The following is a 12,783-nucleotide window of genomic DNA, read 5'->3' on the forward strand; positions in this document are numbered from 1 at the left end:
CCCCACAGGTCCTCGACGAGCCGGTCGGCCGACACCGGCCGGCCGCGGTGCGCCAGCAGCACCGCCAGCAGGGCCCGGACCTTCAGCTCCGGCACCGGGATCGGGCGCCCCTCCCCCGTCCGGACCTCGACCGGTCCCAGCACGCCGAATCGCACGCCGCCACGGTAACCGACAGCGGACCGACAACAGGCCGACAGCGGGCTCCGGCAGCGTGGGCGGCAACCGGACCTCGGAGGGGAACACCATGAACGGCAAGCAGGACGTGACCGTGCTCGGCCTCGGCAACATGGGCGCGCCCATCGCCGCCGCGCTGGTGGCGGCGGGCCACCGCGTGACCGTGTGGAACCGCAGCCCCGGCAAGGCCGAGGAGCTGACCGCGCGGGGCGCGCGGGAGTCGTTCACGGTCGCCGCCGCGGTGGCCGCGAGCGGGCTGGTCGTCACCAGCCTGCTCGACGCCGCGTCGGTGCGGGACGTGCTGGCGGGCGCCGACCTGGCCGGCAAGGCGCTGGTCAACGTCACCACCGGCAGCCCGCAGGAGGCGCGGGCGCTCGCGGACTGGACCGACGAGCTGGGCGCGTCCTACGTGGACGGCGTGATGATGGCGGTGCCGGCGTCGCTGGGCACGCCGGGCGCGCTGCTGCTCTACAGCGGTTCGGGCGAGGTGTTCGACTCGGCGCGGGAGGCGCTGGAGGTGCTCGGCACCACCCACTACCTCGGCGCGGACCCGGGCCTGGCGGCGACGTACGACCTGGCGCTGCTGGGCGCGGGGTACTCCGCGCTGGTCGGGTTCCTGCACGCGGCCGCGGTGCTGGGCGAGGTCGGGGTGGAGCCGGGCGGGTTCCTGCCGCTGCTGCGGCACTGGCTGGGCGGCGTGCTGGAGTTCACGTCCGAGCTGGGCGCGGAGATCGAGGCCCGCGACTACTCGTCCGGGTCGTCCAGCGTCGACCTGAACCGCGCCGCGCTGGGGCTGGTCGTGGCCGGCAGCCGGGCGGTCGGGGTGGACCCGGTGGTCGTGCTGCCGGTCCAGGAGCTGCTGGAACGCCGGGCCGCCGCCGGTCACGGCGCCGAGAGCGTCGCGAGCCTGGTCGAGGAGCTGCGCGCGGGCTGACGAGCCGGCGGGGGGCGCGGGGGGTGGATCGGTGCGGACAGGTCGCGGCGCGGCAGACCTGTCCGCACCGGGTCTCAGCGGTCGAGCACGACCCCCGCCTGCACGACGTGGCGGATGCGCTCCGGGGCGGCCAGCACGCCGATGTCCTCCAGCGGGTCGCCGTCGAGGACGAGCAGGTCGGCGTGCGCGCCGACGGCCAGGGTGCCGACCTCGCCGGTCAGGTCCAGCAGCTCCGCCGCGTTGACGGTGGCCGCGCGGAGGACGTCGATGGCGTCCTGGACCTCGCGGCGCAACCGGAACTCGTGGCTCTGGTGCCGCTGCATCCCGCCGAGCAGGTCGCTGCCGTAGACGAGCCGCACGCCGCCGCGCGCGGCGCGGTCCAGGCCCTCCATGCCCGCGGTCAGCACCTCGTCGACCTTGCGCCAGCTCCCCTCGGACAGCCCGAACTCGCGGCCCTCCTCCTTGAGCGCCCAGTAGGTGACCAGGGTCGGCACCAGGAACGCGTCGTGGGCGAGGAACAGCTCGACGCTGCTGTCGTCGAGCAGGTTGCCGTGCTCGACCGACCGCACGCCGGCCTCCAGCGCCCGGTTGATCGCCCGTGCCGTGTAGGCGTGCGCGGCGACGTAGCGGTTGGCCGCCTCCGCTTCCTCCACGGCCGCCCGCAGCTCCTCCATCGAGTACTGGGTGGAGTCGATCCGGTCGGTCGGGGAGCTGACGCCGCCGCCCGCCATCACCTTGATGTGGTGGGCGCCCTTGCGCAGCTCGTCGCGGGCGGCGGTGCGGACCTCGTCCACGCCGTCGGCGATGCGGCCGAGCCCCGCGCAGCACTGGTGCGAGTCGTGCACGCGCGTCCCCGGGCCGCGCACGTCGCCGTGCCCGCCGGTCTGGCTCAGCGCCTTGCCGCAGAACAGCAGGCGCGGTCCGCGCAGCACGCCCTCGGCCTGCGCCAGGGACAGGCCCCAGTCCGCTCCGGAGGCGTCCCGGACGGTGGTGAACCCGCGGTCGAGCATCTGCCCGAGGGTGCGGGCGCTGTGCGCCGCCACGTAGGACGGCGACAGCGAGGTGAGACCCCCGAGGTCGGCGGTGGTGGCGGTGACGTGGACGTGCGCGTCGACCAGGCCGGGCACCACCACGGCCCCGCCGGCGTCGAGGACCCGCGCGTCGGGCGCGACCAGGTTCGGCCCCGCCTCGACGACGCGGCCGCCCTCGCAGCGCAGGTCGCCCTCGGTGTAGTCGCCGCTCGCCGGGTCGAGGACCAGCGCGTTGCGCACGAGCAGGCTCATCGGGCGCCTCCCGCGACCTCGCGCAGCGCCGGCACGGCGAGCGGCGCCAGGGCCTGCGCGGCGGTGACGGAAGCGTCGTCGTAGGCGCCCTCGGCGTCGAGGATGTTCAGCACGCCGAGCACCCGGCCGTCCCGCTCGTCCACCACCGGCACGTTGACGATCGAGCCGCAGCCCAGGCTCTCGATCAGCTCGTGGTCGGCGAAGATCTCCCGCACCGCGGCGGCGTCGCGGCCGAAGAACGGCTCACCGCCCTCGATGCAGCGCTCCAGCCACGCGGCGGCGACCTCCACGGTCTTCTCCCCGCCGACCGGGTAGCGGTCGGGGTGGCTGCTGTGCACGCGGCGCAGCGCCCGGCGCTCGGGCACCCACGCGAGCACGGTGAACAGCCGCACCCCCACGGTGTCCCGCACCTTCTCCTCCAGCACGGCCAGGTCGGTCACTTCGCCATCTCCTTCGTGGTCTCGGCGGGGTCGCCCTGCTCGGTCAGGTCCTCCAGGGAGCGCCCGGCCGTGGACAGGCCGAACACCACCACGCACACCACGCCGACGACGAGCACCGCCGTGGTCATGCCGAACACGCCCGCGAACCCGAGGCTCGCGGCGGTCAGGCCGATGATGGTGGGTGCGAGGATGCTGCCCACCCGGCCGAACGCGCTGGACAGCCCGGTGCCGGTGGCCCTGATCCAGGTCGGGAACACCTCGGGCGTGTAGGAGTAGACGCCCGCGTAGGTGCCGTTGAGGAAGAACGAGAGCACCGCGCCCGCGATCGTGATGGACAGCGGGGTGTCCATCTGGGACAGCCAGAAGGCGCTGAGCGCCGAGCCCGTCAGGTAGATCGCGATGGTGTTCTTGCGGTCCAGCTTCTCCGACAGCCACGCGGCGGAGAAGTAACCGGGGATCTGCGCCAGGTAGATGATGATCGAGAACTCGAAGCTCTTGGTCACCGTGATGCCCTGCTGGATCAGCAGCGTGGGGATCCAGGAGAAGAAGCCGTAGTAGGAGAAGGTGATGACGAACCACACCAGCCAGATCACGGCGGTGCGCTTGGCCATCGCCGGGCTCCACATGAACTTCAGCGCGCGGCCCAAGGTGACCTTCGGCGTCTCGGTGACCGGTCGCACCGTCGTCTCGGGCACGGGCGGCAACTTCTCGCCGGTGGCCTTCTCGACCCTGCGCTCCAGGTCGACGACGACCGCCTCCGCCTCGGCGTGCCGCCCCTGTTGCAGCAGGAACCGCGGCGACTCGGGCAGGGAGCGCCGCCACCACAGCAGCATCACGATCGGCAGCGCGGTGATCAGCTGCGCGATGCGCCAGCCGTCCTCGGAGATCGGCACGACGAACCGGCCGATGAGGGCCGCCATCACGAAGCCGAACGAGAAGAACCCGGCCAGCGCGCCGACGAACCAGCCGCGCCGCTTGGCCGGGACGAACTCGGACAGGAACGGCGCGATGATGGCGCTCTCCGCGCCCGCCCCGGCGCCGGCCAGGACGCGGGCGACGAGGAACGTCTCGTAGTTGGGCGAGAAGGCCGCCACCACGGAGAACACCGCGTAGAAGGCCAGCGCGTACATCATGACCTTCTTGCGGCCGATGCGGTCGCCGAGCAGGCCCGCGATGGCCGCGCCGAACAGGAAGCCGAACGGCGTGGCGGACCCGATGAGGCCGAGTTGCCCGTTGTCCAGGCCCCAGACCTGCTGGGCGCTGGGCAGCAGGAACGCGACGACGGCCGAGTCCATGCCGTCGAAGGTGTAGCCGAGCCCGCCGATCAGCAGGAGGCCGTAGTGCGGCCGGCTCAGGGGAAGCCGGTCCAAGCGAGCCAACAAGGTCATGGAGCGCCCTTCGAGGTGGTGACCAGCGGGTGGATGCCAGGCAACGTATAGTGCAGTTTCATGGAAGTGCAATAGTCATTGCAGCTTTGTGCTGTTACAACCGCGTACCGTGTCCGCCGTGCTGGGGAGGCCGACATGACGGACAGCGCCGCCGACGGGTTCGAGGACTGGCTGCGCGGGCGCGTGCCCGATCGCGGCCTGCGGCCCAAGGCGGCCGCCCTGCTGGAGGTGCTGCTGTCGCAGCCCAGGCGGGCGGCCTTCGGGTCGACGGCCGAGTTGGCGCAGCTCGCGGGCGTGAACGTGGCGACGGTGACGCGCACCGCGCAGGCCCTGGGCTTCGCCGGGTGGCCCGCGTTGCAGCAGGAGCTGCGCGCCCGGTACCTGTCCTCGCTCAGCGCGCCGCAGGTGGCCGCCGAGCACCACGGCGTCGGCTCGCCCGGGTCGGCGTCCCTGCGCCGCGACCTCGACGGCCTCGCGCTGCTGCACCGGCGGCTCGACGAGACCGCGGTGGTCGCCATCGCGCACGCCGTCGCGCGGGCCCGCCGCACGATCGTGATCGCGGCGGGCAGCTACGCGGCGGTGGGCATCGCGTTCGCGCACAACGCGCGACTGGCCGGTTACGACGTGGTGGCGGTGGCCGCGAACGACGCCGACCTGGCCAACGCCATCGCGTCCACCGGCCCCGACGACGTGCTGATCGCGATCAGCTTCTGGCGGCTGTACGAGAGCACGGTCCTGGCCGCGCACGAGGCCCGCTCGCGCGGGGCGCGGGTGTTCGCGGTGACCGACGCCGCCAGCCCCGCCCTCGCCGCCGCGGCCGAGACCATGATCATGGTGCCGGCGGAGGGCGTCGCGTTCTTCCCGTCGCTCACCGCGGGCATGGCCGTCGCCCAGGCCGTGGTCGCCCAACTGGCCGCCGTCGACCCCGCGCGCACCGCCGCGTCCATCGAGTCGGCCGAGGCGATGTGGGCGAGGTTCGGCCTGCTGCACCGCCGCCCGAGCCAGTCGTCCTAGGGGAACAATCGCCGCCAGTGCGCTCCCGTGTTCCTACTTGCCATTCTGGCAAGAACCGTTGCGTTCTCGGACTTCGTTGACCGAGCGTGTGCCCATGACCGACACCACCCCGCGGCGGCCGCGCAGCGCGATGCCCGCTCCCACTCCGACCGACACGGCGCACACCTACTGGGAGGGCTTCTACGGGGGCCTGCGACCGCCGGCCGACCGGGCGCCGCGACCGAACCCCCTGCTCGCCGACGAGACGGGTGATCTCGTGGCGGGCACGGCCCTGGATCTGGGCTGCGGAGCGGGCGGTGACGCCATCTGGCTCGCGGAGAACGGCTGGCGGTGACCGCGGCCGACGTATCGGCGACCGTGCTGGCCAGAGCCGCCACCGCCGCGGCGCGGGCAGGGGTGGCCGACCGGATCGACTGGCAGGTGCACGATCTGACCCGCTCGTTCCCAGTGGGCACCTTCGACCTGGTGACCGCCCAGTACCTGCACTCACCCGTCGCGGACGCGCCCGCGCGGGAAGCGGTCTTCGCCTCGGCTGCCGCCGCTGTCGCCCCCGGCGGCACGTTGCTGATCATCAGCCACGCCGGCTTCCCCTCCTGGACGTCCGAGCGGCCACCGAGCTACCTGGCCGAGCAACTGGTACCCAACTCGGTGATCCTCGGCTGGGTGCGGAGCAGTGGAGGTGACTGGGTGGTGGACGTCGACGAAGTGGTCACGCGGGAACGGCTCGGCCCCGCCGGCGAGGCGGGAACAGCGGACGACGCCGTGCTGAGGCTCCGTCGTCTTCGCTGATCCAGCGCGCCACCGACGCCAACACCAGGCCCACCCCGGCCACCACCAACGCCACGGCTACCCACTCACCCAACTGCCGTTGCAGTACTCAGGAAGCCTCCGACGCGCGGTCGCGGTCGGCGTAGCGGGTGCGGAACGGCTCACTGGCCGCCGGTCCGGCGGTGAACACGAAGTCGTCACCGTCGACACGGGGACGGCGCTCGGGCAGCTCATGGACTCCCTGGGCGGCATCCCCCTGGGCAGGCCCGCGCGACCGGAAGAGGTCGCCGAACTCGTGGCGTTCCCGGCCTCCGACCGGGCCTCCGCCATCACCGGCGCCGAGCACGTCATCGACGGCGGCACCCACGTGGGCCTCGACGCCATCCGCGCGTGGACCGACGCCGTGGCCTCGGCGTTCACCTTCACCCGCACCGTCACCGACACCACCACCGCAGGCAATGCCGTGGTCGTGCGCACTCGCGTGGCGAGCGACCTCCCCGGCAGCCCGGTGGACCTCCACCACCACTTCTCCCTGGACGGCGACCGGATCAGCGCGCTCACGATCTGTCCGTGACCCCCTCGGACGGGTGAGGCGCAGACCACATCCTGCCGGGAACACCGGGCACGGGCGCGCCGTTGTACGAGGCGGTCGGTGCGGTCCGTGTCCCCCGGGCCTCACCTATAACGCCTTCGCGGAACACCGTTCGGCTGGAGCCGCGTCGTGCCACTCGCCGAGAGGCGACCGCCGCGCCGACCCCTTTACTTCTTGCCTGGGCGGTCCACTATCTCGAACAGGTCCTTGAACTCCAGTGGTCGCAATGCGACCAGGCAGCCGGCGATGAACGCCGGTCCGGGTTGCAGCGCTCCTTCCCGCACCCTGGTCACGGTGGAGCGGTCAAGGCCCATCGCCTTGGCCAGGGCGTAGTCGGACCGGAATCCGGCCAGCCTGGCGAGCTTGGTGAACTCGGTGGTGCGCAGTGCGATGGTGTGCGACATCGGTGTTTCCCGGTTCTGCGGTGGCGGCCTTACCTGCTTGTCCTCGGTCTGCCGGTGGCCGGGTGGAGGTGCGTTGGCGGGGGAACAGCGGGATGCCCTCGTGCAGGCGCCAGGCGGTGTCGCAGTCGGGGCAGGTGGGCCAGCACCATTCCTCTTTGCCCAGGTGGGTGGCTGGGATGGTCAGTTGCTGGCCGCACAGGGTGGTGGTGGTCTGGCAGGCAGGGGCGTCTTCGGCGACGGCGTGGCGTCGGTGGTCGTGCGGCTGCCACCGGAACGGGCGCGGGGACATCAGTGGGCCTGCCGGTCGTGGTCGTCGGCGTAGCGGGCGAAGACCTCGCGGGAGCGGTCGGCGGGCAGGGCCAGGGTGTGCAGGCGTCGCATCTTGGCCCGGTAGCCGGCCACCACACCGGGGTCGTCGTGGAAGACGGTGGCGGTGTCGGTCTCGGCGCAGGCCACCGGCCGCAGCGGGGCGGGCAGATCCAGCAGGGTGGCGGGGTGGACCAGGACCGGGTCGGCGGGCACCGTCGAGGGGATCAGGCGCACGGTGAGCTGGGGCCAGCCGCACATCAGGGCCAGGTGCAGCAGTTGGTCGCGCATCACCGCCGGGCCGCCGACCACCAGCCTCAGCGCCGCCTCGTGCAGGTAGAGCACGACGTCGGGCTTGATGTGGTGGTACAGGGTCTCTTGGCGTGAGGCTCGGGCGCGGACCAGGTCGGGGTCGCCGGTCAGGGCGCGGGTGTAGTCCTGGGTCTGGGCCAGGTCGGGGATGGTGAACGGCTGGTAGGCGGTGATCGCGCGGGCGGTGTGCTCGTGGATCCGCAGCGCGGTGAGCAGGTCGGGCGGGGTGTGGTGCAGGCGCAGGAAGCTGCCGGTGTCGGCCTCGGCGGCCAGGGCCAGGACGCGGTCGCGGGTGGTCTTGTCGGCGCCGCAGTGGCCGACCAGGGTGCCGATCTCCCACAGACTGGTGCCCCGGTTGCCGGTCTCCAGCTTCGACAGCTTGCCCAACGACCACCCCAAGGCGGTGCAGACCTGAGGAGAGGGCAGTCCGGCGCCCTTGCGCATGCGCCGCAACTCCTCCCCCAACTCCCGGCTGTGGGCGGTGCTCACCCGCTCGGAGGACTTCTCGGATTTCTTGCCGACAGTGCCGTTCGTGGTGTTGCTGTTGTCCACCATTTGCATGGAGATTCCTTGTTTGCGTTGTAGCACCGCGTGCACGCGGTGGTTCAGGCGATCAGAAAGGTCGGTGAGGCCACGCGGGTAAGCCGAACTGGACCAACGGCAGCGCCGTCGTCACGGGTAGCTGGTCGCCCGTACCGGATTCGTCGGTCAGCACACGCACCTCGGCGGCGGCCTCGGGGTCGGTCGGCAGCAGCACGGCCAGCGCGCGGTTGACACACCGGTCGGCCTCGGTCGGCCGGTCGAGAGCGCGATGGGCCAGCGCGGACAGCACCAGGCACGTCGCATGCTGTCGGATCACCGCAGTTGACTCGTCCAGCTGCACGTAGAACGAGTCCGCACGGGACAGGTAGCGCCTGACCGCAGCGTCGGGACGGCCGGCTTCGAGCATCACCGCGCCCAACTCGCGCAGCGTCCACGCCGAGTCGGCGTTCACCGCGAACCCGTGTCGTGCCTGCAACTCCAGCAACTCGTCCAGGCAGTTGATCACGCGATGCAGGCGCCCCACCGCGCGGTCGATCCGGGCCAGGCCGTCCAGTGCGGTCCGGTAACCGGTGAACGTCCGCACCAGCAAGGTCGACTCGTTGTCCGATCGCTTCCGCCACACCGCCAATTCGTGGATGCCCATCCGGCGGGCGAGCCGGTAGTGCCCGTTGCGGGCACAACAGCGAGCGGCACGTCGGAACACCTCGGCGACTTCCGGCGAAGTCGACCCGCGCTTGCCCAACTCCTCGGTGGCCACACGCAGCTCATCGATCCGTTCCGCCCCGACGCGTGCGGGTACCGCCTCCCACAACTCGCCCAGCAGGTGAGCAGCCTCGTTCACGCGGTCGCGCCGCAGTTCCTCCTCGACCAACCACAGGTCCCTCTGCGCTTCGGTGGTCATCTACGGCGTCCACAGGGGGGATACGCGGTCACGGGCACGGATCAGGATCGTGTGCTCTTCGAGTGGAGGTAGGGCGAGCAGTTCGTCGACGCAGGTGGCGAGGTCGCCGGTGAACTCCCAATCGATCCCGCTGTCCTCACCGAGGATCAACCGGGCCGCACGGCATTGGCCGAGGTCGAAGATCCACAGGGCATCCGTGGTGTTGCCTTCGCTCTGCCAGCCGACCAGGCCGACCGTGACACCGCGCTCATCAGGGAATGAACAGAACGCCCACCTTGCCTGCTCGACCCGGATCAGCTTGGCGAGCTGTGGAAACGCGCGGACGGCGTCCTCGTTGGCGATCATCGCGTCACCGCCGCCACCAGGCGAGGAACCGGTTCGGTTTGCGATGGCGATGGCGATGGCGATGGCGATGGCGATCCGCGTCCTGCGAGGCCGCGCAAGCATGCAGGACACCCGAGCAGCGCGAACACGGCTTCCCGGGTGGGCACACCATCGGCAGCGGAAGCAGCCGGTACCCGCACACAGCCCGGTAGGACCCGTCTCCAGCGGCCCTGCAGTCCGCGACGGCCTCGTCCGTGACCGCATGGGCGCAGCGGTCGCCCAGGGCGGTGATCCAGGTGGTGAACAGCGGCGGTGGTGCAGCAACCATCACGGAGTCACTCTCTGTGCTGTTTGTGTCGCGTAGAGTGGACCCTGACATCGATCAGCTCCCCGAACTGCCACACCAGTGCCACAACCGGGTCGGGTTGATTGATCGACGCTGCGAAATCGGGCTGGATGGGGTGGGCACCGGCGAAGGGAGGAGCGGGATGAGCGACCAGGGACCGGCTCGCATCGGCGAGCGGATCGCCGAACTGCGGAAGATCCACGGTGCCACGCAACGTGGATTGTCCCAGCGTGCCAACGTGTCCTATTCGCTGCTGCGCAAGGTCGAGTGCGGTGAACGTCCGGCCAGCCACAGCTTCGTCGCCGCGATCGCCCGCGCGCTGTCGGTCAACGTCACCGACATCACCGAGCAGCCCTATGGCGCCCGCAACGCCTCGCCCGCTTCCGAACAAGCAGGGGTTCCGGCACTGCGGCAGGCCCTCGTCGAAGGCGACGACCCCGAACTCGACACCCCAACCCGCAGCACCGAGGAGCTGCGCGAAGCCGTCGCGCAGATCAAGGAATGGGACCGCCGGACCAAGCACGCCGAGGCCGTGCGGGCATTGCCGGACGTGCTGCGGCACCTGCACCGCGCGAGCCACGAACTGCCCACCGACCAGCAGCCACCGATCCACGAACTGCTCTCGGCGGCCTACTTCTACGCCGTCGGCTCCCTGTACCGACTCGGCCACCTCGACCTGGCCCACCTCGCCGACGATCGTGCCCGCGCCGCCGCCGCACGAGGCGGCGACCCGCTGCGCGCCGCGGTGGCCGAGTGGCAGCACGCGCTGATCCTGCTGTTCGACGGTTCCTACCCCGCCGGGCTGCGCGCGATCGACCGCGCCTCGGCGCTGATCGACCTCGCTCCGCCACAACCCGCGACCCAGGCGATCCGCGGCGCGCTGCACCTGCGTGCGGCGATCCTGGCCGCACGGACCAGCAACGCGGACCTCGCCGAGTCGCACCTGGCCGAAGCCGACGCCCTGACCGCCCCCGGGCAGGAACAGGCCAACTTCTACGCCACCAAGTTCAGCGGATCCAACGTCGACATCCACCGCGTCGCGGTCCCCGTCGAACTCGCCGACGGCACCACCGCGGTCACCAGGGCCGCATCCGTGCGCCTACCCGCCACCACCGCGCCCAGCCGCAGCGGGCACTACTGGATCGACCTCTCACGCGCCTGGCTGCTGCACGGCGACCGACGCCACGCCCTCGACGCCCTGCACCAGGCCCGCCGGATCGCGCCACAGCTGACCCGCTACCACCCGCAGGTGCACGACACCGTGCAAACGCTGGCCGCCAACGACGCCCGGGCCACCGGCAGCCTCGCCCACTTCGCCGCCTGGTGCGGTGTCAACCGCTGACGAACGGGACCCATGAACGACAACGGCCAACCCGTCCTCTACGCCATCGTCACCGGCTCGCCCGCCGCCCGCGACGTCGGCAAGCTCGTCGACCTCGCCCAAGCCGACGGCTGGGACGTCTGCGTCATCGCCTCCCCCGACGGACGCCGGTTCATCGACGCCGACGCCCTCGCCGCCAAGACCGGCCACGCCGTGCGCAGCCGGTATAAGGAACCCGAGGCGCCCGACGTCCTCCCGCCCGCCGACGCCATGATCGCTGCCCCGATCACCTGCAACTCCCTGGCCAAGTGGGCAGCCGGGATCTCCGACACCCTGCCCCTGGGGCTGCTCGTCGAAGCCGTCGGCAAAGGCCAACCTGTGGTGGCCATGCCGTTCTCCAACTGGGCACAGATCAGCTTCCCCGCCATCCAGGACGCCATGCGCAAGCTCACCGACTGGGGCGTGACCGTCCTCGTCGGCGACGAGGTCTACAAGCAGCACGAACCCGGCACCGGCACCGACTACGTCCGCCTGTTCCCCTGGCACCTCGCCTGGCGGGCAGCACTCGAACACCCGTCACGGCACCACCGCCCCTGACCACGAAACGCCCCCACGCCCACCAGGCCGTTGGCGTTCAGCCGGGTGTCGAATCGCTCGCGGGTGAGGCGTCGCGGAAGGCGGTCCACAACAGGTTGAGCGGGTGGTCGGGTGCGTAGCGGTCGCGTTCGCCGGGGCGGGCGAAGATGCCGGTGACGATGTCGAGGTCGGGTTCGTAGTCGTGGGCCAGGGCGATGTCGCGCAGCGTGGTGCCGGGCAGCTTTCCGGTAACGGCGGCGTGGGCGACGCGTTCGGTGGTGAGCATGCAGCCGTGCAGGAGTTGGTTGTCCAGCAGGGTCAGGCCGTAGTTGAGGGAGTCGATGTCGGCGACGACGTTGAGGGTGCTGCGGTAGTCGGGGCCGTACCAGCGGCTGAGGAACTGGGCGAGCAGGCCGGCCGAGGGCACCAGCAGCGGCAGGGTGCGCAGGGTGTCGGAGGAGACGGGTTTGTCGGGTAGTTCGCGGGTGGTGAGGTTGGTGAGCAGGGCGACGCGTTCGCGGTGCCATTCGATGAAGTCGTAGTCCAGGGCGACGGGCCGGCGGTGTTCGGTGGCGAGGCTGCCCAGGACGAGGTCGACGTGTTTTGCGTCCAGGCGTGCCCACAGGTCGCGGGTGCGGACGTGTTCGATCTTCAGGTTCACGCCGCGGCTTTCGAACTCGCTGCGCAGGGCGGGCCAGATGGTGCCGAGGAACTGGACGGTGAATTCGGTGGTGCCCACGGTGATGGTGGAGCCGACGCGGCGGCGGGTGTGGTGCAGTCGTTCGCCCCAGTCCCGCAGCTGCCGCAACGCCAGATCGACCAGTTCATCGCCCGATGGGGTGAAGGCATGGTCTTTGCCTCGGCCCTGTTTGAGCACGAGCGCTTCACCGATCAGGCGCACTGCGGTGCCGTTGATGTTGTCCAACTGCTTCTGGACGCTGGACTGCTCACGTCCCAGGGCTTTGGCAGCGCGTTGGGCGCTGCCGGTGATCTTGACGATGGCCAGGGTGCGCAGTTGGTCGAGGCTGAGGTCGAGCAGGTGCGAGGGCAGGTCGAGCAGTTCGGCCAGCAGGGCCGCGTCGTGATCGGGATTGCCGGCAATGGTCACACGCGCTCCTCGGTCCTGCTCGTTGTTGTTCACGCGGACAGTTGGGTTG

Annotated in this window: 16 protein-coding genes; 7 read left to right on the top strand and 9 right to left on the bottom strand. The window is 71.3% G+C overall.

Annotated features, from left to right (window positions below):
* Positions 1 to 244: 244 nt before the first annotated feature.
* Positions 245 to 1,108 carry an NAD(P)-dependent oxidoreductase gene (locus ACFV4N_RS31125; RefSeq protein ID WP_499676198.1) on the top strand — a complete coding sequence of 288 codons (864 nt, stop codon included), beginning with the start codon at positions 245 to 247 and terminating at the stop codon, positions 1,106 to 1,108.
* A 74-nt stretch (positions 1,109 to 1,182) separates the two neighbouring features.
* On the opposite strand, the gene ACFV4N_RS31130 is transcribed toward ACFV4N_RS31125, so the two are convergent.
* The 3 genes from ACFV4N_RS31130 to ACFV4N_RS31140 are packed head-to-tail and all read right to left on the bottom strand — an operon-like array spanning position 1,183 to position 4,219.
* The gene (locus ACFV4N_RS31130) at positions 1,183 to 2,391 is read right to left on the bottom strand and encodes a metal-dependent hydrolase family protein (RefSeq protein ID WP_499676199.1); all 1,209 of its coding nucleotides are present in this window, start codon (positions 2,389 to 2,391) and stop codon (positions 1,183 to 1,185) included.
* Positions 2,388 to 2,831 carry a GAF domain-containing protein gene (locus tag ACFV4N_RS31135; RefSeq protein ID WP_499676200.1) on the bottom strand — a complete coding sequence of 148 codons (444 nt, stop codon included), beginning with the start codon at positions 2,829 to 2,831 and terminating at the stop codon, positions 2,388 to 2,390. Before ACFV4N_RS31135 ends, ACFV4N_RS31130 begins: the two co-directional genes overlap by 4 nt.
* Positions 2,828 to 4,219: an MFS transporter gene (locus tag ACFV4N_RS31140; protein ID WP_499676201.1), complete on the bottom strand. Its 1,392-nt coding sequence runs from the start codon at positions 4,217 to 4,219 to the stop codon at positions 2,828 to 2,830. Before ACFV4N_RS31140 ends, ACFV4N_RS31135 begins: the two co-directional genes overlap by 4 nt.
* A 135-nt stretch (positions 4,220 to 4,354) precedes the next feature.
* On the opposite strand from ACFV4N_RS31140, the gene ACFV4N_RS31145 reads away from it, so the two are divergent.
* The 4 genes from ACFV4N_RS31145 to ACFV4N_RS31160 all read left to right on the top strand — a co-directional run bounded on the left by ACFV4N_RS31145 (position 4,355) and on the right by ACFV4N_RS31160 (position 6,575).
* Positions 4,355 to 5,233, top strand: coding sequence for a MurR/RpiR family transcriptional regulator (locus tag ACFV4N_RS31145; RefSeq protein WP_499676202.1), 879 nt, complete (start codon positions 4,355 to 4,357; stop codon positions 5,231 to 5,233).
* 94 nt (positions 5,234 to 5,327) lie between these two features.
* The gene (locus tag ACFV4N_RS31150) at positions 5,328 to 5,567 is read left to right on the top strand and encodes a class I SAM-dependent methyltransferase (RefSeq protein WP_499676203.1); all 240 of its coding nucleotides are present in this window, start codon (positions 5,328 to 5,330) and stop codon (positions 5,565 to 5,567) included.
* Positions 5,564 to 6,022, top strand: a complete 459-nt coding sequence (locus ACFV4N_RS31155) for a methyltransferase domain-containing protein (RefSeq protein WP_499676204.1) — start codon at positions 5,564 to 5,566, stop codon at positions 6,020 to 6,022. Before ACFV4N_RS31150 ends, ACFV4N_RS31155 begins: the two co-directional genes overlap by 4 nt.
* A 211-nt stretch (positions 6,023 to 6,233) precedes the next feature.
* The gene (locus ACFV4N_RS31160) at positions 6,234 to 6,575 is read left to right on the top strand and encodes an SDR family oxidoreductase (protein WP_499676205.1); all 342 of its coding nucleotides are present in this window, start codon (positions 6,234 to 6,236) and stop codon (positions 6,573 to 6,575) included.
* 185 nt (positions 6,576 to 6,760) lie between these two features.
* Here the strand turns inward: ACFV4N_RS31160 and ACFV4N_RS31165 are convergent, their stop codons facing one another.
* Genes ACFV4N_RS31165 through ACFV4N_RS31185 form a run of 5 tightly spaced genes read right to left on the bottom strand, consistent with a single transcriptional unit; the run spans position 6,761 to position 9,506 of the window.
* Entirely contained in the window at positions 6,761 to 6,997 is a 237-nt protein-coding gene (locus ACFV4N_RS31165; RefSeq protein ID WP_499676206.1) for a transcriptional regulator, read from the bottom strand.
* Positions 6,897 to 7,286, bottom strand: coding sequence for an HC3 family zinc finger protein (locus ACFV4N_RS31170; protein WP_499676207.1), 390 nt, complete (start codon positions 7,284 to 7,286; stop codon positions 6,897 to 6,899). The genes ACFV4N_RS31165 and ACFV4N_RS31170 overlap by 101 nt, the downstream gene beginning before the upstream one ends.
* A complete protein-coding gene (locus tag ACFV4N_RS31175) occupies positions 7,286 to 8,176 on the bottom strand; it encodes a helix-turn-helix domain-containing protein (protein WP_499676208.1) in 891 nt (296 codons plus the stop codon). Before ACFV4N_RS31175 ends, ACFV4N_RS31170 begins: the two co-directional genes overlap by 1 nt.
* A gap of 52 nt (positions 8,177 to 8,228) precedes the next feature.
* Positions 8,229 to 9,059, bottom strand: a complete 831-nt coding sequence (locus ACFV4N_RS31180) for a tetratricopeptide repeat protein (RefSeq protein ID WP_499676209.1) — start codon at positions 9,057 to 9,059, stop codon at positions 8,229 to 8,231.
* Positions 9,060 to 9,506, bottom strand: a complete 447-nt coding sequence (locus tag ACFV4N_RS31185; protein ID WP_499676210.1) for a hypothetical protein — start codon at positions 9,504 to 9,506, stop codon at positions 9,060 to 9,062. It abuts the gene before it with no gap.
* Positions 9,507 to 9,670: 164 nt separating this feature from the next.
* Between ACFV4N_RS31185 and ACFV4N_RS31190 the strand changes: the two genes are divergently transcribed.
* Both ACFV4N_RS31190 and ACFV4N_RS31195 read left to right on the top strand, forming a co-directional pair.
* A complete protein-coding gene (locus ACFV4N_RS31190) occupies positions 9,671 to 11,071 on the top strand; it encodes a helix-turn-helix domain-containing protein (protein WP_499676211.1) in 1,401 nt (466 codons plus the stop codon).
* Between the two features lie 12 nt (positions 11,072 to 11,083).
* Positions 11,084 to 11,647, top strand: coding sequence for a flavoprotein (locus tag ACFV4N_RS31195; protein ID WP_499676212.1), 564 nt, complete (start codon positions 11,084 to 11,086; stop codon positions 11,645 to 11,647).
* 37 nt (positions 11,648 to 11,684) lie between these two features.
* Here the strand turns inward: ACFV4N_RS31195 and ACFV4N_RS31200 are convergent.
* The coding region (locus tag ACFV4N_RS31200) for a LysR family transcriptional regulator (RefSeq protein ID WP_499676213.1) at positions 11,685 to 12,783 on the bottom strand (1,099 nt) is incomplete at its 5' end.

Source organism: Actinosynnema sp. NPDC059797 (assembly GCF_042732085.1).
Classification (GTDB): Bacteria; Actinomycetota; Actinomycetes; order Mycobacteriales; family Pseudonocardiaceae; genus Actinosynnema.